This is a genomic window from Solwaraspora sp. WMMD406 (assembly GCF_029626025.1).
GTDB lineage: Bacteria > Actinomycetota > Actinomycetes > Mycobacteriales > Micromonosporaceae > Micromonospora_E.
The window spans coordinates 988,715-1,011,552 of sequence record NZ_JARUBF010000001.1 but is presented as its reverse complement, the minus strand read 5'-3'; the positions used below and the strand labels follow the sequence as shown (position 1 = coordinate 1,011,552).

23 protein-coding genes are annotated in these 22,838 nt (G+C 69.5%); 11 read left to right on the top strand and 12 right to left on the bottom strand.

The window, feature by feature from the left end; all coding sequences use genetic code 11:
• Positions 1-16: 16 nt before the first annotated feature.
• On the bottom strand, positions 17-277 hold the full coding sequence (locus tag O7632_RS04565) for a hypothetical protein (RefSeq protein ID WP_278111690.1): 261 nt from the start codon (positions 275-277) through the stop codon (positions 17-19).
• Between the two features lie 620 nt (positions 278-897).
• Here O7632_RS04565 and O7632_RS04560 point away from each other — a divergent pair.
• The 5 genes from O7632_RS04560 to O7632_RS04540 all read left to right on the top strand — a co-directional run bounded on the left by O7632_RS04560 (position 898) and on the right by O7632_RS04540 (position 3,541).
• Entirely contained in the window at positions 898-1,752 is an 855-nt protein-coding gene (locus O7632_RS04560) for a helix-turn-helix transcriptional regulator (RefSeq protein WP_278111689.1), read from the top strand.
• The gene (locus O7632_RS04555) at positions 1,749-1,937 is read left to right on the top strand and encodes a DUF397 domain-containing protein (RefSeq protein WP_278111687.1); all 189 of its coding nucleotides are present in this window, start codon (positions 1,749-1,751) and stop codon (positions 1,935-1,937) included. The genes O7632_RS04560 and O7632_RS04555 overlap by 4 nt, the downstream gene beginning before the upstream one ends.
• A 170-nt stretch (positions 1,938-2,107) precedes the next feature.
• Positions 2,108-2,521, top strand: coding sequence for a GntR family transcriptional regulator (locus O7632_RS04550; RefSeq protein WP_278111685.1), 414 nt, complete (start codon positions 2,108-2,110; stop codon positions 2,519-2,521).
• Positions 2,521-2,736, top strand: a complete 216-nt coding sequence (locus O7632_RS04545; protein WP_278111683.1) for a Scr1 family TA system antitoxin-like transcriptional regulator — start codon at positions 2,521-2,523, stop codon at positions 2,734-2,736. The genes O7632_RS04550 and O7632_RS04545 overlap by 1 nt, the downstream gene beginning before the upstream one ends.
• 160 nt (positions 2,737-2,896) lie before the next feature.
• A complete protein-coding gene (locus O7632_RS04540; protein WP_278111682.1) occupies positions 2,897-3,541 on the top strand; it encodes an alpha/beta hydrolase in 645 nt (214 codons plus the stop codon).
• A gap of 352 nt (positions 3,542-3,893) precedes the next feature.
• Here the strand turns inward: O7632_RS04540 and ssd are convergent, their stop codons facing one another.
• The gene (gene ssd, locus O7632_RS04535) at positions 3,894-4,988 is read right to left on the bottom strand and encodes a septum site-determining protein Ssd (RefSeq protein WP_278111680.1); all 1,095 of its coding nucleotides are present in this window, start codon (positions 4,986-4,988) and stop codon (positions 3,894-3,896) included.
• A gap of 529 nt (positions 4,989-5,517) precedes the next feature.
• Here ssd and O7632_RS04530 point away from each other — a divergent pair.
• The gene (locus O7632_RS04530; RefSeq protein ID WP_278111678.1) at positions 5,518-6,318 is read left to right on the top strand and encodes an HAD family hydrolase; all 801 of its coding nucleotides are present in this window, start codon (positions 5,518-5,520) and stop codon (positions 6,316-6,318) included.
• Here O7632_RS04530 and O7632_RS04525 read toward each other — a convergent pair whose 3' ends face one another.
• Positions 6,319-7,068: an oxidoreductase gene (locus tag O7632_RS04525; protein WP_278111677.1), complete on the bottom strand. Its 750-nt coding sequence runs from the start codon at positions 7,066-7,068 to the stop codon at positions 6,319-6,321. It lies immediately after the preceding gene.
• A gap of 179 nt (positions 7,069-7,247) precedes the next feature.
• Here O7632_RS04525 and acs point away from each other — a divergent pair, with 179 nt between their 5' ends.
• The 3 genes from acs (at position 7,248) to O7632_RS04510 (ending at position 12,519) form a co-directional block, all read left to right on the top strand.
• Positions 7,248-9,212, top strand: coding sequence for an acetate--CoA ligase (gene acs, locus O7632_RS04520; RefSeq protein ID WP_278111675.1), 1,965 nt, complete (start codon positions 7,248-7,250; stop codon positions 9,210-9,212).
• Between the two features lie 339 nt (positions 9,213-9,551).
• On the top strand, positions 9,552-11,921 hold the full coding sequence (locus tag O7632_RS04515; RefSeq protein WP_278119823.1) for an immune inhibitor A domain-containing protein: 2,370 nt from the start codon (positions 9,552-9,554) through the stop codon (positions 11,919-11,921).
• 310 nt (positions 11,922-12,231) lie between these two features.
• Complete coding sequence (locus O7632_RS04510) at positions 12,232-12,519, top strand: hypothetical protein (RefSeq protein ID WP_278111674.1); 288 nt, start codon at positions 12,232-12,234, stop codon at positions 12,517-12,519.
• A gap of 15 nt (positions 12,520-12,534) precedes the next feature.
• Here O7632_RS04510 and O7632_RS04505 read toward each other — a convergent pair whose 3' ends face one another.
• Positions 12,535-13,881, bottom strand: coding sequence for a C45 family peptidase (locus O7632_RS04505; RefSeq protein WP_278111672.1), 1,347 nt, complete (start codon positions 13,879-13,881; stop codon positions 12,535-12,537).
• 140 nt (positions 13,882-14,021) lie between these two features.
• Between O7632_RS04505 and O7632_RS04500 the strand changes: the two genes are divergently transcribed.
• Entirely contained in the window at positions 14,022-14,960 is a 939-nt protein-coding gene (locus O7632_RS04500; protein WP_278111670.1) for an alpha/beta hydrolase, read from the top strand.
• Positions 14,961-14,991: 31 nt separating this feature from the next.
• On the opposite strand, the gene O7632_RS04495 is transcribed toward O7632_RS04500, so the two are convergent.
• The 5 genes from O7632_RS04495 to eccB all read right to left on the bottom strand — a co-directional run bounded on the left by O7632_RS04495 (position 14,992) and on the right by eccB (position 19,779).
• Positions 14,992-15,357 (bottom strand): hypothetical protein, encoded by a 366-nt coding sequence (locus O7632_RS04495; protein WP_278119821.1) that lies wholly within the window; start codon positions 15,355-15,357, stop codon positions 14,992-14,994.
• On the bottom strand, positions 15,354-17,291 hold the full coding sequence (locus O7632_RS04490; protein ID WP_278111669.1) for an SseB family protein: 1,938 nt from the start codon (positions 17,289-17,291) through the stop codon (positions 15,354-15,356). The genes O7632_RS04495 and O7632_RS04490 overlap by 4 nt, the downstream gene beginning before the upstream one ends.
• Before the next feature lie 185 nt (positions 17,292-17,476).
• The gene (locus tag O7632_RS04485) at positions 17,477-17,770 is read right to left on the bottom strand and encodes a WXG100 family type VII secretion target (RefSeq protein ID WP_278111667.1); all 294 of its coding nucleotides are present in this window, start codon (positions 17,768-17,770) and stop codon (positions 17,477-17,479) included.
• A gap of 37 nt (positions 17,771-17,807) precedes the next feature.
• Complete coding sequence (locus O7632_RS04480) at positions 17,808-18,125, bottom strand: WXG100 family type VII secretion target (RefSeq protein WP_278111666.1); 318 nt, start codon at positions 18,123-18,125, stop codon at positions 17,808-17,810.
• Positions 18,126-18,288: 163 nt separating this feature from the next.
• On the bottom strand, positions 18,289-19,779 hold the full coding sequence (gene eccB / locus O7632_RS04475; RefSeq protein WP_278111664.1) for a type VII secretion protein EccB: 1,491 nt from the start codon (positions 19,777-19,779) through the stop codon (positions 18,289-18,291).
• 152 nt (positions 19,780-19,931) lie between these two features.
• Here eccB and O7632_RS04470 point away from each other — a divergent pair, with 152 nt between their 5' ends.
• Complete coding sequence (locus O7632_RS04470) at positions 19,932-20,318, top strand: phage holin family protein (RefSeq protein WP_278111663.1); 387 nt, start codon at positions 19,932-19,934, stop codon at positions 20,316-20,318.
• Between the two features lie 186 nt (positions 20,319-20,504).
• Here the strand turns inward: O7632_RS04470 and O7632_RS04465 are convergent, their stop codons facing one another.
• From O7632_RS04465 to O7632_RS04455, 3 genes are all read right to left on the bottom strand, one after another.
• Positions 20,505-21,197: a zf-HC2 domain-containing protein gene (locus O7632_RS04465; RefSeq protein ID WP_278111661.1), complete on the bottom strand. Its 693-nt coding sequence runs from the start codon at positions 21,195-21,197 to the stop codon at positions 20,505-20,507.
• Positions 21,194-21,688, bottom strand: a complete 495-nt coding sequence (locus tag O7632_RS04460; protein WP_278119819.1) for a sigma-70 family RNA polymerase sigma factor — start codon at positions 21,686-21,688, stop codon at positions 21,194-21,196. Before O7632_RS04460 ends, O7632_RS04465 begins: the two co-directional genes overlap by 4 nt.
• A gap of 145 nt (positions 21,689-21,833) precedes the next feature.
• Positions 21,834-22,628 (bottom strand): IclR family transcriptional regulator C-terminal domain-containing protein, encoded by a 795-nt coding sequence (locus tag O7632_RS04455; protein WP_278111659.1) that lies wholly within the window; start codon positions 22,626-22,628, stop codon positions 21,834-21,836.
• Between the last annotated feature and the right edge of the window lie 210 nt (positions 22,629-22,838).

Here is a 22,838-nt window from a genome sequence, read left to right as displayed (position 1 = left end):
GGTTCTCCTTGATCAATTATCGATTCGTTGTACGTTTGGGCAGGCGGTAGAGTCCACGACGCTGGACGAAGATCTCCCGCCGCTCGGCGGCTTCTCCACTGTGGTTGATCACGTAGCCGGTGAGCCAAACCCAGCCGTGGTAGGTCGGCTTCCGGTCGACGGAGATGACGCGGAAGGTGAGTCGTCGGTCGCCGGCGAACTGCACGCTGGCTTGTGCGCCGATCAGTAGTACGTCGCCGGGGTTGGGCTCTGGCGTCCGTAGCAGTCGGTTATTCACCTGGCTGTGCGTCGCGGCATGGTCGTTCGACGCCGTCAGCTCCTCGTTCGGTCGGCCAGGTGGTGAGCCCACACTGGGGGCACCACCTGGACTTCACCCGGAACGAGAACAGTCCGGCGCAGAAGCCGAGCAGGGCCGCCCCGCACACCGCTCCCACTTCGATCATTGATTCCCCATCCTGTTCGGTCGACCGCCTGACAGCGGGGGCGAGCATCCCTCCTCCGGCCAGTGACCCCGGTTGATCGGTATCCGGTGCCGTGCCCGGCAGGGCAACGACGATCCGCACCGGCAGACCTGCTGCCACTTGCTCCAGGACCACACCGGCCGGTGACGCCTGGCCAGGGTCATTGCTACGGCGACGACGTACGCCTCGTAGGTGACGCGTTGGGTCATCCGCCCCTCCTTCGGTGAGGGGATGTGACGGCCGGGCCTATCGGTCATCCGACCGCCACACCCAGCGACCATGGTTCCCACCAGACCACCTGAGCGCAATATTTCATTTCAAATGAAACGCTTGACGATTCCTCATCTTGTGGTGTTTCATTGCCGAGCGTGGTCGATGGGTGCTACATATCGAGTGCGGGTTTCGCCCGGTGTGTAGTCGCGGAGAGGAGAATCCAGTGACGACTGACACCGGCTCGACCGTCCCGAGGCGACAGCTCGGCAGGCATCTACGGCAGCTCCGCGAGGAGGCCCGCATGACCGTGAAGGCCGCGGCCACCGCGCTGGAGTGGTCCACACCGAAGATCTGGCGCATCGAAACCGGCGCCACGTCGATGCGGTCGCTCGACGTCGAAGCGATGTGCCGGATATACGGAGCGTTACCAGAAATCACTGAGGCGTTGATGGGGCTCGCCAAGGAGACCAAGGCCCGTGGCTGGTGGCACTCGTACGGCGATGCCATCCCCGAGTGGTTCGAGCTGTACGTCGGCCTTGAGTCAGGTGCGACGCGGCTGCGCAAGTACGAGGCGCACCTGGTCCCCGGCCTACTGCAAACCAAGGCGTACGCGACCCGGGTGTTCGAGGCCGGACGCCCCGACATGAAGCGCGAGGACATCGACCGAGGGGTGGCCCTGCGGCTCGATCGACAGGCGCTACTGACCCGAGCCACCCCACCCGCGCCGCAGGTCGACATCATCCTCGACGAGGCCGTGCTGCGGCGCGACATCGACGCCGAGCAGCTCCACCAGATCGTCACCGTCAGCCGCCAACCCAACCTCTCCGTCCGGGTAGTGCCGTTCAGCGCAGGCCTGCACCGCGCCACGTTGGCGAACGGCGCGTTCACCATCCTGGACTTCGACGGCTCCGACGAACCGACGATCATCTACGCCGACGGACTGACCGGCGCGCTCTACCTCGACAAGCCCGCCGAGGCGGCGGCCTACGAGGAGGTCTGGTCAGCCGTCGGGTCCACGGCACTGAGCGAGGCGCAGTCTCGCAAACTCATCGCATCGATCGCGGAGGAACTGTCATGACCGAACTCACGTGGAAGAAGAGCACCCGCAGCAACGCTGGCGGGGACTGCGTCGAGGTCGCCAACCCCAGCCGAGCCACCCTGGTCCGCGACAGCAAGGACCAGGCCGGACCGGTGCTGTCGTTCACCGCCGACACCTGGACCGGCTTCGTCCAAGGAATCAAGGTCGGCCAGTTCGACCACTGACCTCGACAAACGTCTGCCCCTGGTCCGATGATCAGGACCAGGGGCAGAGCCCGTGTCAGATCACCACAAGCCGTACGACGGCCCGACGGTCTTGTCAACGATCGGACTCCACCTGTCGGGTCGGCGTCAACACGACACTACGGCAGCATGTAGCGCCCTACCTTGCCGCTGTGACCAGCGAACGCGACTTCGACCCCGACGTCGCTACGTGGAAGCAGCTCGCAGGCCGGCTGCGCCAGGCGATCCGCACGGGCGAACTTGCCGCTGGCAAGCGAGTTCCTTCCGAACTGCACCTGGTGCAGGAGTACGAATTGAGTCGCCTCACGGTCCGGCGCGCACTACAGCAACTGCGGAGCGAGGGCTTGATCGTGGTCGTGCAAGGTCGCGGAACGTTCGTCATGGGTGAGCAGGAACGCACTACCGTCACCTTGAGTAGTGGCGACCGAGCGCAGGCCAGGATGCCCGATCCAGAGGAACGTCGGAAGTACGGGCTCCACGAAGGCGAACCGGTCGTACTGGTGACACGTGCCGACGGCGAGGTGGAGGGCTACGGAGCGCATCGGGTCACGATCGAAGGCAGGTAATGCAGATCGCCATCCGGATGGTGCCGTTCAGCGCTGGTCTGCACCGCGCCACCGTGACGAACGGCGCGTTCACCATCCTCGACTTCGACGGCTCCGACGAGCCGACGATCATCTACGCCGACGGACTGACCGGTGCGCTCTACCTCGACAAGCCCGCCGAGGCGGCGGCGTACGAGGAAGTCTGGTCAGCCGTCAGGTCCACGGCACCAAGCTGAGCCAGTCGCACTCGCGGCGGATCGCGGCAGAGTCCAGTCGTCGCGGGACAACGCTTCCGGCCCGGTACGTGACTCTGCCGTGAGGTCGCCGTTGGGCGGCCGGGTGTAGCGCATCGGGCGGCGTTACTGACTGTCGTACCCCTGTGCGAGGCTTTGGCGCATGGCGACTTTCGTTCTGATCCACGGCGGTGGCGGCAGTTCCTGGGACTGGCATCTGCTAGGCCCTGAGCTGACCGGACGGGGCCACGATGTGGTGGTGCCGGAGCTGCCGATCGAGGACAGGGCGGCAGGCTTCGCCGAGTTCTGTGACACGGTCGTCAATGCCGTCGGCGATCGCAGCAACCTCGTGGTCGTCGGGCACTCCTATGGTGCGTTCACGGCGCCGCTGGTCGCCGACAAGCTGCCTGTGCGGCTCCTTGTCCTGCTCACTCCCATGATCCCAAAGCCGGGTGAGAGTCCCGGCGACTGGTGGGGCAACACCGGTCACCGCAGTGTGGAGGGGCTCAGTGAGGAGGAACAGTTCTATAATGGCGTGCCGGCCGAGATTGTCGCGGAGGCTTCGGCGCATGGCCGCGCCCAGCTCAGCGCAGAATGGAACGAGCCATGGCCCCTGGATGCGTGGCCGGACGTGCCGACGAGGTTGCTCATCGCCCGCGAAGACCGGTTCTTCCCGCCCGACTTCCAGCGCCGCGTGGCGGCCGACCGCCTCGATGCCGTACCGGATGAAATCGACGGTGGCCACACGGTGACGCTCAGCCGTCCGAAGCAACTCGCCGACCAGCTGACCGCGTACTTGCCGCGCTGAAGGCGCTGCGCCCGACGCCGGCCACGTGAATACGCGCGGCGCGGATCGCAGCAGATCAGCGTGCCGGAGCCTCCGTACGCTTTCGTCATGCCGAGCCGTTACTTTCGCCGTCGTTCGGATGACTCGCGAGGCGACGTCGGCTGTCGCACTCCTTACCGGTGTGCCCGCCGAGCAGCTTGACGAGTACAGTGGCATGCCTGCCGTTCGCTGAGTCCGTCTGGCTCCGATGGGGCGACCGGCGCGGTGTCCCAGCGGTGTCCCAGCCGATCCGACGCCACCCGTCGGCGGTACGCATAGTGTTGAGCATCGCGTGCTACCCGAACTCGTAAGACGCCTCCGTCCGCGTGCCGGCTCATCGCGCAGCCTGAGCCGGGGCGTCCACGAGCCGGCTGACGATCCGCTGACAGAGTTCGGCGAGAGCGCCCCGACCGACCGCGCCCGGCGACTCGCCGCGTTCCAGACCTCGACTGATCCGTGGCTCGGGTTGCAACGTCCCGGTCAGCGGTAGATCCAGGGATCGGGCGATCTCGCGGGCCCGGAGCCGACCGGGGGCGGGTCCTCGGACGATCAGCGACAGCTCGGCGCAGTGCGGGCGGATGCCGGCGACGACCCGGGCCGCCGCTGCGGTGGCGCGCAGTTCCGCCGGCACCACGACGAAGACCTGGTCGGTCGCGTGCAGGGCGGCCAGGGCAGCCTCGTCCGGGCGGCGCGGCAGATCCACCACCACGAGGTCGCGTTCCCGGCGGGCGGCGTCGAGCGCGGCGGTCATCGTGCCGGCCGGCAACGGCAGAGGCTCGCCGCGATCCCAGGAGAGCAGGCCGAGGTCGCCTCGGGTGGGCAGCGCACCGACCAGGGCGGTCGGGTCGATCCGCCCGTCGCTGTCGGCGAGGGCCGGCCAGCGCAGTCCGTCGAGTTGTTCCCACCCGAGGACCAGGTCCAAGCCGCCGCCGAGCGGGTCCGCGTCGACCAGCAGGCTGCGTAGTCCGCGTCGGGCGGCGGTGGCGGCCAGCCCGCCGGCCAGGACGCTGGCACCAGCACCGCCCCGACCGCCCACGACGCCGACGATCGGACCCGGTGCCGTGGCGGTGCCGTCGTGGTCGGCGAAGCGGTCGACCAGCCAGGGTTCGGCGGCCGGCAGTATCGCCACATGCTCGGCGCCGAGCGGTTCGGCGAGCTGCCAGACGTGGTCCTGGCCCGCCCGGCAGACCACGATCAGCCGGGCGCGGCGGGGCAGCCGGGCGCGCAGGAACGGCTCGGCCTGGTCGGCGCCGAGCAGGACGAGCGGGGCGCTGCTGTGCCGGGACCGGGCGGCGATCGGGTCGGCCGCGAGGTCGACCTCGGTGCCGGCGAGGGCGGCCAGCCGTAGCAGGTCGTCGAGGAGCGCCTCGTCAGCGGTGACCACCAGGGGCAGGCGTCGGGGGTGGTCGATGCTGGTGGACGGGGGCATCCGGGCCTCCTGGGATCGATGACGGATGCCGCAACGATCGCCGGGAGGCAGGACGACAGGTGGAGATGATCAAGGAACCTGTGGACAACCGGAAGGCCTGTGGAAATCCGTACGTACCACGGTTGTTCTGCTATCGGGACAGGTCGTGTCCGTACCCGATCGGGGGTTGCTGGTGTGGTTGTCGGCCGCAGACGCGACGACCCCCGCCGGGGGGAGGCGGGGGTCGTCTGGGGTCCGGCTCCGGGGGGGTCGAGCCGAACCCACTCAGCGGTCACGGGGGGTGCAACCGCCGAGGGCTTAACGGATGGAACTGGACCAGAAACGAAAGCGTGTCACAAACCAGCATGCCTGAGTCACCGCCCACACGTCGAGTGCTCTCTACCGCGAGTCGCGGATCGGAACCGCGTCGAACCCAGGTGAGGCCGCCGGGATCGCTGATCGTCGGGTCAGGAGGCGGGAGCGGACCGGGTACCGTCGGCGGACCCGGGCACCGGCGCGCGCCGGATCCGTGCGGCTAGACTTCTCCGTCGTGGGCCGCAGCGCCGCTTTCTTTGACCTCGACAAGACCGTGATCGCCAAGTCCAGCGCCTTGGCGTTCGGCCGGCCTTTCTACCGCGACGGCTTGATCACCAGACGGGACGTGGTCAAGTCCGCGTACGCCCAGCTGATGTTCCGGCTCGGCGGCACCGACGAGCAGACCATGGCCCGCACCCGCGACTACCTCGCGGCCCTGTGCAAGGGATGGCAGGTGGAGCAGGTCCGCCAGATCGTCGCCGAAACCCTGCACGAGCTGATCAACCCGTACGTGTACGCCGAGGCCGCCGCACTGATCGAGGAACACCAGAACGCCGGCCGGGACGTCGTGCTGGTCTCCGCCTCCGGCGAGGAGATGGTCCGGCCGATCGGCGAGCTGCTCGGCATCACCGACGTGATCGCCACCCGGATGGCGGTGGAGAACGGCCGATACAGCGGTGAAATCGAATTCTACGCGGCCGGCACCTCCAAGGCGGACGGCGTCATCGAGCTGGCGGAGCAGCGCGGATACCAACTGGCCGACTGCTACGCCTATTCGGATTCGTACACCGATGTCCCGATGCTCGAATGCGTCGGGCACCCCACCGCGGTCAACCCTGACCGTCAGCTCCGCAAGCTGGCCACCGAACAGGGCTGGCCGGTGCTGGCCTTCCGCCACCCCGTACCGCTCGGCCGCCGGCTGCGCGAACGACCGGCCGTTCCGGTCGCGGCCGCCGCGTTGAGCGTCGGCGTCGGGGTCGCCATCGGGATCGCCTGGTACGGGCGGCACCGCCGGGCCCGCGCCAGCTCCACCTGATCAGGCGGCGGCCAACGCCTCGTCGGCCACCTCCGTCAACCGGGCCGCGCCCACCTCGACGGCGGTCAGGTAGTGCCGCAGCCAGGACCGCACCCCGTCGGCGGTACCGGTGGCGTACGCCCCGGCCGAACCCACGTACTCCGGCTCCCGCTCCTGATGGCCGACCTCGACCGCGAGCAGCCCACGCGGATCGGAGCCGGCGGCGATCAGCGTGAGCCGGGCGGCGGCCCTCGCCACGACGCCGCCCGGCCCGGCGAACGGGCGCAGGGTCAGCAGCTCGGCGTGCACCACCGCCGCGAGCAGCAGCGGCGGCACCGACGTGCCGCCCGTGATCAGGCCGGCCAGGCCGTCGATACGCGGCGCCACCGGCTCGGCCTCGACGGGACGACCGAGTCGATCGACCCCCACCAGGTCGCTGGCGGCCAGCACGTGCAGCCGCGCCAAGACCTGGCGCGGCGCGCGCGGCCACCGGTCGCACAGGTGCGGCACCGCCTCGGCGACTCGCAACGCGCCCTGTACGACCGGATCGGTGACGGTGCCGGCCCGGACCTCGGCGAGCGGGTACCCGTGGCCTTCCAACGCCGCGCTGGCCACCGCCGCCCGCAGACTCATCTCGGCGGCGACCCGGCCGCCGTGGCGGCGCAGCGCGCGATGCCGCAACGCCTGGTCGACCTGCTCACGGGCCCGATCCAAGGCGGGCCGCACGTCGGCGAGGTCGAGCAGGGGGGCCAGCGGATCGGTCTCGGTCACGCCTGCCACGCTACGCGCCGGCCCAGCCCCGCCCGGACCGGTCCCGGCCGGGACCGGCCACCGCGCGACGGGAGCCACTCGGCGCGTGGTCCGCACCCCAGCGGGTGAGACGTCTCGTGCCAGCCGGGCCGCGACACTAACCTCGGAGCAAGTCAAGCGACGTGTGAGGAGCCCCACGCATGAGCGAAACACTGGAGAACCTGCTTCAGGAGAGTCGACGGTTCGAGCCGCCGGCCGAACTGGCCGGGGCGGCCAACGTCACCGCGGCCGCCTACGACACCGCCGCCGCCGACCGGCTCGCCTTCTGGGCGGACCAGGCCCGCCGGCTGCACTGGGCCAAGGAGTGGGACCAGGTGCTGGACTGGTCCAACCCGCCGTTCGCCAAGTGGTTCGTCGGCGGTCAGCTCAACGTCGCGTACAACTGTCTCGACCGCCACGTCGAAGCCGGACTCGGCGACCGGGTCGCCATCCACTGGGAGGGCGAGCCCGGCGACACCCGCACCATCACCTACGCCGAGCTGCACCAGATGACCTGCCAGGCCGCCAACGCGCTGACCGACCTCGGCGTGACGGCCGGTGACCGGGTGGCGATCTACCTGCCGATGATCCCGGAGGCGGCGGTCGCGATGCTGGCCTGCGCGCGGATCGGCGCCACCCACAACGTGGTTTTCGGCGGCTTCTCCGTCGACGCGCTCTCCGGCCGGGTGCAGGACGCCTCCGCCAAGGTGATCATCACGGCGGACGGCGGCTACCGCCGGGGCAAGCCGTCGGCGCTCAAACCGACCGTCGACGACGCGGTCGCCCAGTGCCCGTCGGTCGAGCACGTGCTGGTGGTCCGCCGTACCGGCGAGGACGTCGCCTGGACCGACAAGGATCACTGGTGGCACGAGACGGTGGAGAAGGCCAGCGCCACGCACGAGGCGCGGTCGTTCGACGCCGAGCACCCGCTGTTCATCCTCTACACCAGCGGCACCACGGCCAAGCCTAAGGGAATCCTGCACACCACCGGCGGTTACCTGACTCAGGCGTCGTACACCCATCACGCGGTCTTCGACCTCAAACCGGAAACCGACGTCTACTGGTGCACGGCGGACATCGGCTGGGTGACCGGGCATTCGTACATCGTCTACGGGCCGTTGTCCAACGGCGCGACCCAGCTGATGTACGAGGGCACCCCGGACACCCCGCACAAGGGCCGGTTCTGGGAACTGGTGCAGAAGTACAAGATCAGCATCATCTACACCGCGCCGACGCTGATCCGCACCATGATGAAGTGGGGCGAGGACATCCCGGCCGGGTACGACCTGAGTTCGCTGCGGCTGCTCGGCAGCGTCGGTGAGCCGATCAACCCGGAAGCCTGGATGTGGTACCGCGAGCACATCGGCGGCGGCCGGTGCCCGATCGTGGACACCTGGTGGCAGACCGAGACCGGGGCCGTCATGATCTCCCCGTTGCCCGGGGTGACCGCGACCAAGCCGGGTTCGGCGATGACCCCGCTGCCGGGGATCAGCGCCGACGTGGTCGACGACCAGGGTGCGTCGGTGCCCGACGGGGGCGGCGGCTACCTGGTGCTGCGCGAACCGTGGCCGTCGATGCTGCGGACGATCTGGGGTGACGACCAGCGGTTCATCGACACCTACTGGTCCCGTTTCGACACGATGTACTTCGCCGGCGACGGGGCCAAGAAGGACACCGACGGGCACATCTGGCTACTCGGCCGGGTCGACGACGTGATGCTGGTGTCGGGGCACAACATCTCCACCACCGAGGTGGAGTCGGCGCTCGTGTCGCACCCGGCGGTGGCGGAGGCGGCAGTGGTCGGCGCCACCGACCCGACGACCGGTCAGGCCATCGTCGCGTTCACCATCCCACGTGGCAGCGCCGACGTCGCCGGCGAGGCGGGCGAGACGTTGATCAAGGAGCTTCGGGACCACGTCGCCCGTACGCTCGGGCCGATCGCCAAGCCCCGGCAGATCATGCTGGTGCCGGAGCTGCCCAAGACCCGCTCGGGCAAGATCATGCGTCGGTTGCTCCGGGACGTCGCCGAGAACCGCTCCCTGGGTGACGTGACCACCCTGCAGGACTCCACCGTGATGGACCTGATCTCGTCGGGGATGCAGGGCACCAAATCCGACGAGGACTGAACACCGACGACCGTCCGGGACGGTTCGCCGTACCGTCGGTCGTCGCTCTACGGGCCGGGCCGGTCGCCTTTCGGGGTGTCCGGCCCGGCCCGTCGCGTCTCCCGGCTCCGACGTGCGGCTGCCAACATCTGACACCTCATCGATGTGACAAATCGGGGCGATCCAAACAAGATCTTGAAACCAATCGACGCATCGATCTTCACAGCGGTTCCCTCCGGTGACTACTTTCACTTTGGCCCCTACGACCGAGGCCACATCATCCGGATCTCCTGGCGCCACTCACCCAAGTGGTAGCCCGGATTCCCCCGAACCGGAGGTAACCAGGTGCGCAAAGTCATGGTGGGAATGCTCACCGTGTCGCTCGCCTCAGGGATGGGCTTTGCTCTGCCCGCGACAGCGATGGCGGCACCGCCGGTGGAAGCACCAGCGGTGGCTCCTTCCCTGGACGTAGCGCCGAGCATCGACGACCTGCCCAACCCACTCGGCGAGAAGCGTCGTGAGCTACGCGAACGCGCGGTGAGCGACGTGGTCAGCGGACGGATCACGCCGGAACGTCGCGGCGCGAGCACCGTCGCCAAGGTCGGCGAGACCAGTGGCGCTGGTCTCGCCGGACGCGCGGCCGGCGGCGCGAAAGCCTCCACGGACCAGTACGTCGAGCTGGAGCGCGAGACCACCGACCGGATCTTCGTGATCCTGGCCGAGTTCGGCAACGAGCGTCACCCCAGCTACCCGGACGTCGACAGCAACCCCGACTGGCCGGGTCCGGCGCGTTTCGACGGCCCGCTGCACAACGAGATCCCCGAGCCGGACCGCTCGGTGGACAACACCACCATCTGGCGCGCCGACTACTCGGCCGATTACTACCAGCAGCTGTACTTCGGCGCTGGCGAAGGTGTCGAATCGGTCAAGACCTACTACGAGACCCAGTCGTCCGGTCGGTACAGCGTGGACGGCACCGTCACCGACTGGGTGAAGGTCCGCTACAACGAGGCCCGGTACGGTCGGGACCTGTGCGGCAGCAACGTCTGCAGCAACGTGTGGCAGCTGATCCGCGACGCCGCCAACCAGTGGGTGGCCGACCAGCGGGCGCTCGGACGCACCGACGAGGAGATCAACGCCGAACTGCGCGAGTTCGACAAGTGGGACCGGTACGACCACGACGGTGACGGCGACTTCAACGAGCCGGACGGCTACCTCGACCACTTCCAGATCGTGCACGCCGGCGGCGACCAGGCCGACCGCGACCCGTGGCAGGGTGAGGACGCCATCTGGAGCCACCGCTGGTACGCCTTCGGCAGCGACATCGGCCTGACCGGCCCGGAGCAGAACCCGCTCGGCGGTACGCAGGTCGGCGACAGTGGCCTGTGGATCGGTGACTACACCATCCAGCCCGAGAACGGCGGACTGAGCGTCTTCGTCCACGAGTACGCCCACGACCTTGGTCTGCCGGACGACTACGACACCTCCGGCGGCGGGGACAACAACAACGAGCACTGGACGCTGATGGCGCAGAGCCGCCTCGGTGCCGCCGGCGACGGCGGTATCGGCGAACGGCCGGGTGACCTCGGTGCCTGGAACAAGCTGCAACTCGGCTGGCTCGACTACGAGGTTGTGGTCGCCGGTCAGAAACGCACGCTGCACCTCGGTCCGCAGGAGTACAACACCAAGCGCGCCCAAGCGGTGGTCGTGGTCCTGCCCAAGAAGGAGGTCACCACCGAACTCGGTGAGCCGTTCGCCGGCGACTTCCAGTACTTCTCCGGCAACGAAGACGACCTGAGCAACACGATGACCCGGGAGTTCGACCTGACCGGGTCGTCCACGGCGGCGCTGTCCATGAAGGCCCGGTACGACATCGAGGACGACTACGACTACCTGTACTTCCAGGCGTCCTCCGATGGCGGCGCGAGCTGGACGTCGCTGGACGGCACGATCAACGGCACCCCGTTCGGCACCGACGGCAGTGGCACTCCGGCGATCGACAGCTCGACCGGCGGCGCCTGGGTCGACATCAACGTGCCGCTGGACGCCTACGCCGGCGACACGATGCTGCTGCGGTTCCTCTACCGCACCGACGGTGCGGTGGCGTACGGCGGCTTCTTCGGTGACGAGATCGTCGTGACCGCCGACGGCTCCCCGATCTTCACCGACGGCGCCGAAGGCGACGGCGGCTGGACGACCGGCGGCTGGAGCACCGTCGGGTCCAGCGTGACCGGCGAGTACGACAACTACTACATCGCCGGGCACCGCTCGTACGTGTCCTACGACAAGTACCTGGAGACCGGCCCGTACTACTTCGGGTACAGCAACCCCGACTGGGTGGACCACTACGCCTACCAGGAGGGTCTGCTGATCTCCTACTGGGACACCTCCCAGGTCGACAACAACACCAACGTGCACCCGGGTGAGGGCCGCAACCTCTACATCGACTCGCGGCCACGACCGATGTACAACCTGACCGGCGCGCCGTGGCGGGCCAGGGTCCAGGTGTACGACGCGCCGTTCAGCCTGGAGAAGGCCGACTCGTTCACGTTGCACATCAACGACCAGCCGCAGTACATCCGTGGCCAAGCCGCTGCGCCGGTGTTCGACGACACCAAGAAGTACTTCTACGAGGAACTGCCGAACCACGGGGTCAAGCTGCCCGCGGTCGGCGTCAAGATCCGCGTGGTGTCCGTCGACGGCACCACGATGAAGATCAGGATCTCCTGATCCGCAGGATCCACTGATCGAGATGTGACCGGTGCCGCCCGGTCGGCCGGAACCCCGGCCGACCGGGCGGCGTCTGATCGACATGACCACCACGCGACTGACCCGACGATCAGCTGTCCGCCGATGGGCCCTGGTCGGGCTGACGGCGACGCTGCTGGCGGTCACCGCTGGCGGATGCGCAGCACCTACGGGGGAGCCGGTGCCGACATCATCGGAATCGTCCGGACCAGGTTCCGGACCGGGGTCCGGGCCAGGTTCCGGACCGGGACCGTCGGACACGCCGACCCCCGGCGGTACGACCCCGCCGCCGATGTCTTCCACCGAGCTGCCCGTGTCGCCGCGTCCCCGTACGCCGCCGAAGACACCGTCCGACCTGATCACCGGCGACTGGCTCGTCGGCACGGTCACCCGGGGCGGCAGCGGCCCCTGCTACGGCCTGATCACCGACGACGGGGTGGAACACGCCCTGTACGGCACCGACTCCGCCGAACTCGTCGAGCACACCCGGATCCGGGTACGGGTGGCCCCACTGGAGCTACGGATCTCCTGCGGACCAGGTCAGCACTGGCGGATCGTCCAGGCCGAACTCATCCGGTGATCCGCGCCGCCGGACTCATCCGGTGATCGATGCCGGGGCGACCACACCGCCGGGTACGGCCGAGGCCAGGTTCATCCAGTGGTAGTCATGCCGGCAGGGCGGGCCGACGGCCAGTCCCAACCGGCGTTCGTCGAGGTCGAGCAGGACCGAGTAGACCGTCTCGGCCTGGTCCGCCACCGGGTCACGCTCGTCCAGGTGACGACAGATCGCCAGCGGAGCACCCAGGTGGTCGTGGAACACCGAGGCGAGATCGGCGTACCCGATGGACCGGCCGCGCGACTGGTCGGCAAGCAGACGACGGGCCCGGGCCGCCCGAAACAGCGATGATCCGCCCAGATCCTTCAACGTGTCGCGGACCGGGAGACCGGTCTCCAGGTGGTTGGCGTGAGTCAGCACCCCGTCCACCGGGTGGGCCCAGCCGACGTCGCCGGGCACGACCTCCAGATCGAGAAGTTCGCCACCACGCGGACCGGCCTGCCCGAGCAGCAGGTTGATCGACGCGTTGCGGGCGGTACGACAGGCCACCCGGGTCGCCTGGCCCAGGTTGCCGGCTTCCAGCACCGCCCGCAGCAGGACGTGGTACGGCACGCCGGGCGTACGGCCGGCACCCAGCCCGTCCCGGTCGCAGCCCAACATGTTGACGCAGACACCGAGGCCGGCGGAGTTGAGACCCGTCTTGGCGAGCATGCCCGCCTCGGCGAGGGTGAGCACCGCCGTGCCGCGCTCGTCGAGGGTGGCGAGCAGCAGCATCGCGACCCGCTGGTCCGGGTGCCAGTCCCAGTTCTGTCCCAGCAGCAGGTGGCCACTGTCGGAGTGGGTGCCGAGCACCCCGACCGTCGTACATCCGCCGTCGGCCCCGTCCGGAGCGCCCCGGGTCGGGTCGTCGTCGAGGGGGCCCTGCGGCGGGGCGGCACCGGCGACCCCGGTGCCGACGCCGCTGGTGGTCGTGCCGTAGAGCAGCTCGGTACGGGCGTTGAGGGCGTAGATCTCCTCCACCGCGACGCCCGCGCCGTCCGCCACCCCGTCCAGCATCGCGGCGACCCGTGGGTGCGCCTGCTGGGTGGCGGCGCGGAAGGCACCGCCCGCGATGCGCACGGCCGCCGTGCTCAGCCCGGCCTCGTCCCGGAACCGCCGCAGATAGAGCGCGGCGTTGACGGAGATGGTCTCGGCCACGGCCGCGCCGTAGCCGGCCCCGCATTCGGCCGGTGTGCCGGACACCGAGACCAACGGGACCGGCAGCGTCGCGCCGGAATCCGCAGACGCGGAGCTGGGGTGGCGCGGGTCGTGTGAGTCGTACGGGTCCTGCGGGTCGTACGGGTCGTACGGGTCATGCGGATCGGTCGAGGTACGGTCGGCAGCCATTCCTGCACGGTAACGTCGAGTACGCGATCGGGGGACCACCTGCGTCGTGCCCTGATTCCGATCCGGGAAGATCCCCTACTCGACCTGGATTGTCTTCTCGACGTGACCGGTCCGGTGCGCCTGCGGCCTAGGCTGTCGGCATGGCAGAACTCGGCGGGCCGGCCGATCCGGTGGACGAATCCTGCGTGTTCATGAAGGGCCCCTGGGAGCACCGGTACGTCGGGGCGAACGGCAGCCGGTTCCACGTGGTCGAGGCGGGCACCGGACCGCTGGTCCTTTTTCTCCATGGCTTTCCGGAGTTCTGGTACGCCTGGCATGAATTGTTACCAGCGGTGGCTGATGCCGGATATCGCGCGGTAGCAATGGATCTGCGGGGCTTCGGGGCAAGTGACAAACCACCGCGTGGGTACGACGGCTACACCTTGGCCGCTGACATCACCGGTCTGATCCGTGCCCTCGGCGAACGCTCGGCCACGATCGTGGGCGCCGGGTTCGGCGGGATGATCGGCTGGACGGCGGCGGCGTTCCACCCCCGGATGGTGCGGCGGCTCGTCGTCATCGGGGCCGCGCATCCGCTACGTCTCCGCTCGGCCATCTTCACCGACCCACGCGGACAGTTCGCCGCCTCCACCCCGTCGCTGCGGTTTCAGCTTCCGCGCTACGAACATGTGTTGACCCGCAACGACGCGGCAATGGTCGGTGACTTCCTGCGCCAGTGGGGCGGGCCGGCGTGGACCGACAGCCCCCGGTTCGCCGGCTACGAGCGGTGTTGCCGTACCGCGATGCGGATTCCGCAAGCGTCGTTCTGCGCGCTGGAGGCACACCGGTGGGCTTTCCGGTCGCTGCTGCGGCTGCACGGCTACCGGTTCGTCAAGCTGTTGCAGGAACCACTGGTCACTCCGACGCTGCAGCTGCATGGCGCCCTCGACCCGGCGGTCCTACCGCGTACCGCGCAGGGCTCCGGCCGTTACGTCGTCGCACCGTACGAATGGCGGTTGCTGGACTCGGTCGGTCACTTCCCGCACGTCGAGTCCCCCGAGGTCGTGCTCGGTGAGGTGCTGCGCTGGGTCAAGAGCTGACCGGACCGTCCCGGCGGCAGGGCTGTTCGTGTCAGACGCGATGTTCGCGCAGCTCGGTCACTTCGTGGGCCGGGGCCCAGCCCTGGTAGACACCGAAGTCGAACTCTTCCAGGCCGAGCGACTGGGCGATCGGCGCCCGGCCACCGGTGTACTCCACCCGTAGCCAGCTGTCGTGCCGGGCGAGTACGACGAACGGCTGACCATGCCAACTGCAGGTGGTGCGGACGTACGCCAGATCGTCCACCTCGGACATCGGTACGACTCGGACGAAGCGCCCGGACCGGATCGGCGTGAACCCGTCACCCTCGGTCGGCTGGTAGATCCGGACGTTGTCGCCGTCCGGGCTGGCGTCGTACTCCCGCCCTTGCCACCGGGCGACGTAGCCGTCACGCATCAGTCCTCCTCGACCCGTCGCCACGCCGGCTCGTCGCTGTCGAGCTGGGCGATCAGGGTTTCGGTCCCGTCGGCGGACAGCCGCCACAGCTGGGATCCGTGCGGCAACCGCACGCTGTCGACCTTGAACTCGGCCACCACGTCGCTGCTGTCTCCGGGAGCGAACCCGTTGCCCCGGAACGGGGCACGTTCGATGACCCAGCCTTCCATCGCCCGCATCGCGGTTTCGTTCTGCCCGCCGTACGGGATCCGGTAGAGGCTCGGCCGGTGCGCAGGCCAACGCAGGACGTAGATCTCGCCGGCGTCCCGGCTGAAGGACGATCCGGTGTAGCCGAGACCCAACGCGGCGTACAGCTTGGCCGGGGTGCTCAGGTGCGAGACCTCGGCGGCCCGGTGCACGAACCCGGACACCCGGTCGTAGCCCCGGTCCAGGTAGTAGTCGACCTGGCTGGGCGCGATGGTCTTCTGCATCATCGTCGGCTGGTCCGGGTCGGCACGCGGCGCCGACCTGGCCGGGCTGGCTGCCGCTTCCTCGTTGACCCGGGCATCGGCCGGCTCGGCGTCGGATTCCTCACCCAGTCCGAAATCCGCCGCCCAGCTGGCCAGGCCGACGATCTCGGTGCCCGGCAGCTTGGCCCCGACCGGGGTGCCCGGATTGATGACGAACGACCACTCTGGATCGGGCCAACGCCGGATCAACTGGACGAACTTGACATCCACCGTGTCGACCGGCTCGTCGAAGTGGTCGGTGATCCGTTCCGCCGAAGTGAACACCAGGACGAGGGTCTCCCCGTCGATGCTCTCGGTACGCCAGGTGAACCCCTCGTCGCCGGGCTTCGCCCCCGCCGCCGACGTCGACGCGACCGGCAGCAGCACCTTGGCGAGCAGCAGTGTGGAGAGGAACGAGTTGCTACTCGCCCCGCCGGCCGCCGCGAGCAGATCACGTTCGACGTCGTTGGCGGGCTCGAAGATCGGGCCGGTCGCGGCGTCCACTGACCCGTCGGACGTCACGGCGGCGGACCCGTCGGTCGGCGTCGTGGTCGTGGCGGTGGTGGCCACGGTGACCGTGGCGTCCGCAGCCGCCGCCGTCGGCACCGCTTCGGGCGAGTCCGGGGCAGGCGTCGGCACCCGGCGCGGCAGGCCACTCGGTGCTATGCCGCCCACGGTGCCGGTCCGGCCGGCCATGCTCGGTGCGCCAGACGACGTCGGCGCCGGGTAGGCGGTCGGTCGTACGGTGCTGTCAGCTGGCCGGTCCCGGTGCGGCCACTCTCCTTCGGGAGCGGGGCTCGTCGGTGGCGCTGGTCGCGCGTCCGGCGGTCCACCGTCGGGCGGGCCGTACGCGTCCGGAAACGAGGAGTCGGCGGCGTCGGGGGACAAGGTCACACCGCTATGGCCGGCCGTACCGCCGTGGTCCGCCGTACCACCGTGGTCCGGCGCGCTGGTCGGACCGGGCTGGCCCGGCGCGCCACGGACCGTGGCGGTGGCCCGGGCCCGGGCGGCGGTGTCGACCCGGGACTGAGCCGGCGACGTAGCTTGCGACGTACGGCCCGGCAGCCGCGCGTCACCACGAGCCAGTTGCGCGACGAACCAGGCGGGCAGCCAGCCCTCGATCGGCAGACCAGGGTTGACCGCCAGCCACCATTCCAGGTTGGGCCAGGTCGCGGCGAGCTCGCCGAAGGTCACCCGTCGGGCGGAACTGCCGCTGTCACCCAGGCAGGCACGCAAAGTGATCGGCGAGGTGAAGGCGAGGACGTGGGTCCGCCCGTTGGTGGTCCAGGTGCCCCAGCCGAGCGGCGCCTGTCCGGCCAGCGCCTCGGCTGACACCGGCAGCAGCAACTCGGTGCCGGCCAGGATCTGGAAGTATAGCTCCTGTTCCTGCCGGAGGAGGGCGTCGCGCATCGCGGCCTCGACCTCGGTGGCCGGTTCCCAATCGGTCACGGCCGCCCCCCTTCCACCGGACAGGCCACACGCGTCGGGTACAACCTACAAGGTGGTTAGCTGATCGCGACGGCCGGCGGGGTGAACGTCCCGACCATCGAAATCACCCATGACGAACGGTGCTCGTACCGACACGTAGGGCCGATCGATCGTACGTGCCGGGCCCGCCCGGACCACGACCGGGGTCAATGGAACAAACTGGCGTTCCGCCGCTCGGTGCTCAGGTAGTCGGCGCTGGATTCGTCCACCGCGACCTTGATTTCCCGCAGCATCGACTGCAGGTCACGGGAAGCGGAGCGCCAGCGGCTCTGCCGTTCCTCGTATGCCTGGCGGGCCGCCCCGTCCCAGCTGGCCACCAGGGGCGTCGCGTCTCGCTCCAACTGGTCCAGCTGGGATTCGAGGGTACGCAGCGCGTGTTGGATGTCCGCGCTCGCCTGCTGCAGCACCTGGAAATTGACGACCAGTACGCCGTCCGACATCAGTCTTCCCTTTCGGTCGTTGGTGTCCTGCCGCCACTCACAGCGGCAACTCGATGCGGCGGGCGGTCGCCGAAACGCGGTCGGCAGCGGCGACGTCAGCGGCGTGGTACTGCGCGCCGGCCGTACGGATGGCGGTGGCGGTCTCACGCAGCGCCTGGTGCAGCGCGGCCTGGTCCTGTGCCCACGCCGACTTCACCTGCTCGAAGGATCGGCCACCCGCGCCCCGCCAGGCGCTCTGCAGCGAGTCGAGTCGCTGCACCAGACCGCCCAGCATCGACTGCAGCGCCTCGTCGACCTGCTCGAACCGGGCGGCGGTCTGCTGCATCACCGCTTGTTCGGCTGCTGTCCGTGACATCTGACTCCCCTGACTCGTCGTCCCATGTGACACCGCCGGTAGCCGGCACCACCCACCGCGCCGGCGATGCCGTCGCCGGAGCCGCTGGCCCCCGCGACCCCAACGTAGCGATGCCGGTCGGTGCGGCGCAGCCCTGGTGTCGTCCGCTGTGGATAACGTGCGGTCACCCGCCAGCCGCCGCTCGATCCAGCAACGGACCCGGCCGCACCAAGGCCACCATCGCCGTGGGCAGCCGGGTCGGGATGACTCCGGGATACCCGAGTAGCGGCAACAGCGCCGGATCGGTCATCTCGTACCGCCGCCCGGCGTCGGTCACCAGGGTGACCGGGCCATCGACGCCGGACGTGTCGACCGGCTGCACCACCGCCGCCTGGCCGGGCGGGACCAAGACCTGATCGACCTCGCCGACGGACGCACCGGCTCGACCCGGCAGCACGGTCGGATCCGACACGGCAGGCCGCCGCAGGGCCGAGTCCACGTCGATGCGGACCGGCGTCTCAGGATCGACGGCCCGCAGACAGACCGTGCCGGTACGCGGTCGCGCCAGACTCGGGGTGACCGCCGGTGGCGCGCCCAGCCCCTGCGGGATCAGATCTGGCACCTGGGGCAGAGCCCGAAACCGGCCCTGGGCCAGGACGGTCGGGGTCTCCTGGTCGAAGGCGGTCAGCAGCAGGTCGGCCTGCACCTGCGTGATGCCGGCCAGACCGTCGCGCAACGCGACCGCGTACTGCCGGCTACCGCCTTGAGTGGACACGACGAACACCTCGCCGACCGTGGCCTGCGGGACGCCGAGCGACCTGCGTCCCGCCCCTGGTACGGCGGGCCGGTTCAGCGCGGCGCCGGCTGGCAACGCGGCGAGCAACGCGGCGGCGATCGGTTCCGGCCGATGATGGGACCAGCCGAGCGCGTCGAGCACCAGCTCCGGTTGCCTGATCGGGTGCCGGTGTCCCTGCCAGATCAGCTGCAGGCCGCCGTCCGGGTGCTGCGCCAGCAGGCCGGCCGGGTCGAGCGGGCTCCCGCCGGATACGGTGGCGCCGACGAGCAGGACCGAACTCGCCGCACCGGAGCTGCCGGCTCCGGAACCGGTGGCCGGGGCGGTGGCCGGGGCGGTGGCCGAAGCGGTGGCCGGGGCGGTGGCCGAAGCGGTGGCCGGGGCGGTGGCCGGGGCGGTGGCCGGCCGCACCGCGTCCGACTGGGAACACACCGTCCACGGCCCGTCCACCAGGTCGGAGGCGGCCGGAAGTGCGTCCGGGGCATCCGGAATACCGAGCGGCCCACCGCGCGGTACACCGCGCAACGCGGCCCGGGGCACGAGCACCGTACGCGGCGGCACCGCCCCGGCGATCAGCAGCGCCGAGGTGTAGTTCCGGACCGGATGCAGACGCTGTTCCCGGTAGACGTACCGGGCACCGGACTCCCGTTCGACGAGCACCGCGCCGCTGTCCCGCCAGTCGACCCGCTGCCGGCCCGACGTCATTCCGTAGACGCTGGCCGCGCCGACCACGATGGCGGCGATCAGCAGGCCCGCCAGCGTCGCCCCGGCCGAGCGGGCAAAGGGCGAATGCGGTGGATCGGTGTCGTGGGCGACGAGCGCGGAAACCACCCGACGCACGGTGAACTGGTGCGAATGCAGCTGGTCCTGCCTGGTCGGCACTCGGCCCTCCGATTCCTCGCGACGCCGACGGTGGTGGCGTGAAGTAGTCGGTGCCCAACGCTGCGAAAGCGTAGCGAGCCTTGGCAATACGTCGGGTCGTTCGGTGGCAAGCGGGGTCCGCGCCGCCTCGGGCGACATGGCAAGATCCACGAATGGGTTTCCTGACGAGCCTTCTCATTCGGCTGGGCAGCACCGCGTTGGCGTTCTGGCTCGCCACGCTCCTGATCCCCGGTATCACCCTCGAAACGTCGTCGATCAGTGAGGCGATCGTCACGCTGTTGATCGTCGCGGTGATCTTCGGGGTGGTGAACGCGCTGCTGCAACCGATCATCAAAACCGTCGGTTGTGGACTCTATCTGCTGACCCTGGGGCTCATCGCCCTGGTCGTGAACGGTTTGTTGTTCCTCCTCACCGGCTACATCGCCGATCAACTCGATCTGCCCTTCCATGTCGACGGATTCTGGCCGGCCGCCGTACTCGGGGCGCTCTTCGTCGGTGTGGTCACCTGGCTGCTCGGCCTCGTGCTGGACCGGGACTGAACCGTCGCGCGCCGGCTCGGCGCGCCCGGTGTCGGATCCGGTGCTGCGACGGACCCGGTGCTCCGATGGAGCTCGATCTGAGGGCGTACGCCGTGCCACCGCCCGGAACCGACAGCGACCTAACCGATCCGCCGCTCCGCCGCCCCGCCGGCCTAACCGGCGGGCCGGCGGAATCGATGACCGTGCTCAGCCGACCTGGTAGGCGAGGATCGCGGCACCGTCCTGCCGGACGAGTTCCAACCGCTCCAGATCACCGTCGCCGAAGCGGGTGGCACCGGTGAAGGTGATCTCGGCCCCGGGACTGACCGCCCAGGAGCCCACCTGTTCCTGCGCGCCGTCACGGTCGTAGGCGACGAGGTCGAACGTGACCGGCTCGCCGTTCGGATTGGTCCGTTCCCACCAGCACCGCATGGTGACCTCGGTCCCGTCGGCGAGGGCGTCGAGGCCGACTTCGGCATGGATCGGGATCTCGGCGGCGACAGGCTGCATCGCGGTGAGCTGGGTTCCGCCAGGGCTCTCACCCGGTGTCCCGCCCGCGCCGACCCAACCCACTCCGAAGCCGACCACGATCGCCAGGCCGGCGGCGGCGAGTGCGGCACCCGCGGTCTGCCAACGACGCATCCGGCGACCTCGCCGACGTGCCACGCCTGCGGCGTCCACCAGGGTGGACAGCCGGGGACCGACCGGCGGCGGGTCACTGATCTGCTCGAAACCGGCCGGATCGAGTCGGCCAAGCAGCCCAGGCAGTACGGCGACCTCGGCGACCGCCTGCCGGCAGCTCGGACAGCCACTCAGATGATGCTCGTACGCGGCCCGCTCGGACGGCGAGAGGGCGCCCAGTACGTATGCTCCGTCGTCGTGCGCGTACTCGCACCTCACTGGGTCACCCCCATCTCCTCCAACACCAGCCGCAACGATCGCAGCGCGTAATGCGTACGTGACTTGACGGTGCCAGGTGGAATGCCCAGCCTGGCGGCTGCCTCAGAGACCGACCGCCCCCGGTAGAAGCACTCGATCAACACCTCGCGGTGCGACGGGGAAAGCCGGCCGAGTGCCTCGGCGACCGTCCACGCCTCCACCGCCCGATCCGCCTCGTCCACCGCGGGCGGCGGTTCGGGCAGCTCGTCGGTCACGACCTCCCCGACCCGGACACTGCGGCGACGCCAGGCGTCGATCGCTAGGTTCCGGGCGGTCGTGAACAGCCAGGCTCGTACGGATCCTCGCTCGGGATCCAGCGACTCGGGATGTCGCCAGGCCCGAAGCAGGGTCTCCTGGACCAAGTCCTCGGCTCGCTGGCGGTCTCCGCCAGCCAGCCGTAGCGCATGGGCGAAGAGCGCGTCACCGTGCTCTTCGTGCAACGCGCGCATCAGTTGTGAATCCTGGTCGGTCAAGAGGCGCCCTTCCCTTCCGCCTCATGACACGTAGCCGGGGGCCAGCTGGTTCAACTCCGGGTGCGGGCGGTCGCCGGCATTCTGCCAACCGGCCGGCAGACCGGTCAGCCGGCGGGCTGCTCGGTCAGCCGGCGGGCTGATCGGGCGCGTTCATGGCGTCGGAGATGGCCCGTGCGGCGGCCAACAGCTTGGCCCGTACCACCCGGGCGGAGGTCATCATCTCCGCCGCCGGCAGCGAACACGCGAGGGCGACCCGCCGCTCCATGTCCTTGTCCAGGTTGACCATGACGGCGGCACAGGCGACACCCTGGCGGTACTGGCCGATCTCCATGTGCATTCCCCGCCGGTCGCCCACCACGAGGTCGGCTTCGAAGCCTTCGATCGTGGTGATCGTCGCAGAGGTGAACGGCCGCATCCCGAACTCCTTGAGGTAGCGGAACCGCTGATCCGGCGTCAGCGTGGCGAGCAACGCCTTGCCCAGCGCGGTCGCGTGCGCCCCCTCGTCGAACCCGGGCACCAGGTCCTCCAGGTACGGCGAACGCGGCCCGTCCGCCGACGCGGTCACCGCCACCTGGGTCCCGACGAACCGTCCCAGGTAGTGGCTGTAGCCGGTCTCGACCGCCGCGCGGCGCAACGCCTCACCCACCGCTGGCGGTCCACGGAAGGCGGCCACCAACTCGCGGTAGCGGTCGGCCACCTCCAGCCCGACGATGTACGTACCGTCCTCGCGGCGGATCACGTAGCCCTCGTAGGCCAGCGTGCGCACGAGATGGTAGGTCGTGGCCACGGTCAGCTCGCAGCGTCGCGCGATCTGTTTGACGGTCAGGCCGCGCGAGGCACGTCCGACCGCTTCGAGCACCCGAAGTGCTCGTGAAACGCTCCGGATCAGATCCGAAGGTTCCGCCAAGGGGTCGCGCACAACCACCTCCGCCGCCGGGGACTTACACCATATGAAAAGACGGCCGCCTGGGGAATGCCCTTCCACATCAGGGGCACCAGGTGGCGACTATCGGTATGGCGCCCGACACGTACGGTTCATGCTATTGGCTGGCGTCAGGTCATCGCAAACGGCACTGCTCACCGCCGTCTCTCCGGCTCCGCCGTGCACCACAGACGGCGTCTGCCGGCA